The sequence below is a fragment of the Ligilactobacillus acidipiscis DSM 15836 genome (assembly GCF_001435755.1).
GTDB classification, from domain to species: Bacteria; Bacillota; Bacilli; order Lactobacillales; family Lactobacillaceae; genus Ligilactobacillus; species Ligilactobacillus acidipiscis.
This window is the reverse complement of sequence record NZ_AZFI01000337.1, coordinates 1-677: the sequence shown is the minus strand read 5'-3', so window position 1 is coordinate 677 and position 677 is coordinate 1. Positions and strand designations below refer to the sequence as shown.

1 protein-coding gene is annotated in these 677 nt (G+C 42.5%); it reads right to left on the bottom strand.

The window, feature by feature from the left end:
• Positions 1-228: 228 nt before the first annotated feature.
• Positions 229-677 (bottom strand): flagellin (locus tag FC65_RS12655; protein WP_268872491.1); only part of this gene is annotated, 449 nt, incomplete at its 5' end.

The following is a 677-nucleotide window of genomic DNA, read 5'->3' as shown; positions in this document are numbered from 1 at the left end:
CTTAACTAACTTCAACAACAAGTCGCTAAAGACACGACTTATTGTTAAAGTCCGTTAATGCTCGGCTTCTGCCCGCATTTCTCCACCTTATTTTCTTAGTCGGGCTACGTAAACCAAAAGTCTGTGCCTATCCAACTTTAATACCAGGTCGCAAAGCTCACGACCTATTGTTATTAAAATAGCCGACCGCCGAATAAACGACGATCGGCCTGTGCCAACAATATTTTATTAGCCTTGAAGTAATGACAAGACACTGTTTGGCATTGCGTTAGCCTGTGCCAACATTGATGTTGCAGCTTGTGAAAGAATGTTGGACTTCGTAAAGTTCATCATTTCTTCCGCCATATCGACATCTTCGATCCGTGAGTTAGCTTCAGAAAGATTTTCTGTTGTTGTTCCCAGATTGTTGATCGTATGGTTCAAACCATTTTGAACAGCACCCAAGTCAGCACGTTGACTAGAAACAGTGTCAATAGCTGCTTTAATATTAGCAATTGATTGACTAGCCTTAGTTGCGTCGCTTAGATCAACGCCTTTACCTGGAACAGCTGCAATTATATTTCCAGGATCTGTATCATCTTCGGGTGTTCCAAGAGTCAAAGTATCCCCAACACCGATTGTTTCAGAATCCATCTTGCCGATAGTGATTTCAGCGGTCTGTCCTTCACTGGCACCAA